The organism is Asticcacaulis sp., assembly GCF_027484505.1.
Lineage (GTDB): Bacteria > Pseudomonadota > Alphaproteobacteria > Caulobacterales > Caulobacteraceae > Asticcacaulis.
In genome coordinates this window covers 1-2998 of the sequence record NZ_JAIXSV010000025.1, presented here as the reverse complement: position 1 = coordinate 2998, position 2998 = coordinate 1, and the positions used below count along the sequence as shown (strand labels likewise).

The 2998-nt window shown below is 57.2% G+C and carries 2 protein-coding genes and 1 pseudogene; 2 read left to right on the top strand and 1 reads right to left on the bottom strand.

Annotated elements, in window-relative coordinates:
* Positions 1 to 453: pseudogene (locus Q0072_RS01450) on the top strand (hypothetical protein); the annotation flags it as partial.
* 181 nt (positions 454 to 634) lie between these two features.
* Here Q0072_RS01450 and Q0072_RS01445 read toward each other — a convergent pair.
* Positions 635 to 1507: a hypothetical protein gene (locus Q0072_RS01445; protein ID WP_298324700.1), complete on the bottom strand. Its 873-nt coding sequence runs from the start codon at positions 1505 to 1507 to the stop codon at positions 635 to 637.
* 109 nt (positions 1508 to 1616) lie between these two features.
* Here Q0072_RS01445 and Q0072_RS01440 point away from each other — a divergent pair, with 109 nt between their 5' ends.
* The gene (locus Q0072_RS01440) at positions 1617 to 2825 is read left to right on the top strand and encodes a hypothetical protein (RefSeq protein ID WP_298324697.1); all 1209 of its coding nucleotides are present in this window, start codon (positions 1617 to 1619) and stop codon (positions 2823 to 2825) included.
* Positions 2826 to 2998 lie beyond the last annotated feature (173 nt).

Sequence of the window (2998 nt, the reverse complement as noted above, 5' to 3'; positions counted from 1 at the left end):
CTTCTGGCCATCTGCGTGATCACGGCGGTGACACACAAGCCCGTGAAGATCTGGCGCTGGTCGATCCAGTTGCCCAGCTGGGGCGGGGTCGTCTCTCAGATCACCATCTCATCAGCGGAGCTGGTGGTGACCGCAGGCATCCTCTGGATGCTGCTGCCGGTCAATGTGGATGTTCCCTTCGTGTCATTCGTGGCCCTGTTCTGTGCGGCCCTGATCGTGGCGATTTTTAGCCATGTGCCGGGCGGTCTTGGCGTGTTTGAGAGCATTATCCTGCTGGGCATGGCGGACCATGATGCCGCCAGTTCCATCCTGGGCGCGCTGCTGGCCTATCGCTTCATCTATTATGTACTGCCGCTGGCCGTGGCTGGCCTGTCCATCGCCATCTGGGAAATCCGCCATCACACGGGCCGGTTCGGTCGGGCGGCGGATCGGCTGCGGGGGCGGGGAGAGTGAACAATGGTGGCGGCGGTGTCAAAAGCAGGCCCGTGGGCTTATGCCGGTCGCCACTGGAGAGGTTTTCAGAAAAACAGCCCTGCGGTCTGTCATGCGCCCGTGAACCGGTCTGACAGACTGTAAAGTTTTGCTTTTCCGTTTGAGTAATGCTTTGACTGATGCCAATCGAACCGAACAAACACTACTCACCTGGAGATAATTTAGAACGGTAAGGCACCGTTCGGTACTGTCCAGGTACATTGGGCAGCTTAAGGATTTGTGCCGCTGGCCAGCTTTTGGTTATACGCAAGGTCAGCTCTGCGGGTGTGGCGCTGAGCGGCATAATACTCAGCGACCCAACTGCGGCCCTGTCCGGGGCCAGCCAAGTCCCTGAGTAGGGAATGTAGGGGATGGACAGGCCAGACCAGGGCTTGCCTATATCGCTGAGTGGAATGAAATATGATCGCCTGTACCATTCGCGGGCATCGGCGCCGCTGCCTGTGCTGATGACGTGATCAATACGCGCCAGATCGCCGGTGGTACCAATGTACGATAGTGTCCAGGTATTGGGCCCAGTATCAACAACCACTTCCTGAGGCTGGTACTCCAACGGCTCTTGCAGCCGAAGAAAATAAACACGCCTCGAGCCCTTCTCGCGCCGAGGGTTTCCCGCAAAGCTGTGAACGCCCTCGAACTTGCCGTCCTGATCTTCGTCAAAGAAGCAGCCATATATTTCAGCGGTTCCAAAAATTGATTGAGGATCAATTGTACAATAATACGCTTGACCGTCAAACATAATACGGATGAGAGTTGTCCCGACTTTGATTGTTGATGTTCTGTCCTGGGACACAAAAACTCTGCTATTTTCTGATAGTACTGTGCCGTCCGCACTCACTTTATTTATGTCTTTGTAAAATACAGTCGACGCCGTTGCTTTAATTGGTTGTGTTATATCGGCGGGCTCTATCTGTCGGTAGGATCGCTCAGAGGAATCAATCGTCGCGGGGCGATAGGGTTGTGTGACGCATCCACTCGCCAAACCAAGTAACATGGCAGGCAGTAGGTAGGCCGTCATTCTGCTTTTCGACATTTTCCACTGTCCTGCTGCAACCATTGTTTATTCATTTGATGCTGTTATGATACCGGCGCGTTGTCAATGCAATCGACCTGGGGCAGGGATCAAGATGCGCTGTATCGGCTTGGTCGCTTTATCGTTGGCTGCCTGGGTCGCGGTTCCAACTGTTACGGTGGCGGCGGAAACGACCTGGCAACCGGACCATGAAAAAACCTGGCAGGGTTGCGACGGCCAGCCGCGCCCTGGACCAAAAGCTGTGTATGACGGGTTGCGTCTGGTCTTTGCACCCATGCTGGCTATTGGTTCTCAATTGTCGTCAACCTTGCCCCCGCCTGTAGGACTTGCTGAAGGAAGGCAGGGCGTTGAGGCGTGCCGCGCCGCGATGGCAGATGGCCGTTCGCGGGAATGGCCGGAGCGGCGGGCGATGCAGCATTTCGCTTACGCTATTCATCTGCTGGATGCTGTCCTGAGGGGTGAGGGCGATGCCGCCGATTTGCAGGCGGCTAAATCGGCATGGCTCAGCGACCCGAATGCCAATGCAAGCAATCCCCGCGTAAGATGGCTGGTTGAGCCTTATTTCGATTTGATGCTTGCTGTCGCGGCGGCTCAGCGTGGCGATTCTGGCACTGCCGGGACGCTTGAGAATGTCATGCGTCGTCGCGCGGGCAGTCATACATTGGCGAGCCTCGCGGCAGAGGCTGCGCTTTCGGAGGGTATGCCTGTCGATGTCCGCAATCGCGTGTGGTGGTCATCAGCAGCGTATGACCCGCGGCGATTGATGAGTGCTGCCGGCATGACGGAGGCGCGATCCACGGCATATCTTCCAACCCGTGACATGCTCCGCCAGAGCCTGCTGCCGGCCTTACTCTATCAACTTGCAACGCCTGTTTATGCCAGCGGCCCCCTGGTCTACAAGCCCTCTGCCGATGGTGATGCAGAAGGCTACAGTGCCAAGACAGATGCCCGTGGGCAGATGGTGGTGAGCTATCGTGTCAAAGGCGCGCCGGCTCCGCTGGCAACGGAATTTGCAACATTCAGGGCCGCTGAGTTGGCGCGCGAAGCCGGCAAGACTCACTTCCTTGTTCAGTCCGTTTCTGCGCTGGGTAAAGTGATGCGCCAATTTGAATCGAGTGGACTGAGTGTTGATTCACAGCCGCTTGAGGTGACCATCGAAATGACCGTGGTTTTCGGCAATCCCGGCTCTGAGACTGTATCCGCGCTGCCCGCTGTCCTGCGCGATCCGCGCCTTTGGCTCTCGGTCGATGCGGTTTTGGGATCGCTGGACGCGTCACCGTTCAAGGCTGCGGCGAAATCCTGAGCCGCCCTGCGGCATGTGCAGACCCGCCTTCCACTGTAACGGTGGATTTTGTTGTGCCGCCGGTGCATAGTCGCCGCCGATCTTCGTTCCGCATCACGGAAAAGCCATGAGCGACCGTATCTCCCTGGCCACCTGGATGGCCAACATCCAGATCAAGCTGCTTGTCTGGCGCG

Coding starts and splice junctions, on each gene's coding strand:
- Q0072_RS01440 (WP_298324697.1), top strand. CDS start 1,617: ATGCGCTGTATCGGCTTGGTCGCTTTATCGTTGGCTGCCTGGGTCGCG.
- Q0072_RS01445 (WP_298324700.1), bottom strand. CDS start 1,507: ATGACGGCCTACCTACTGCCTGCCATGTTACTTGGTTTGGCGAGTGGA.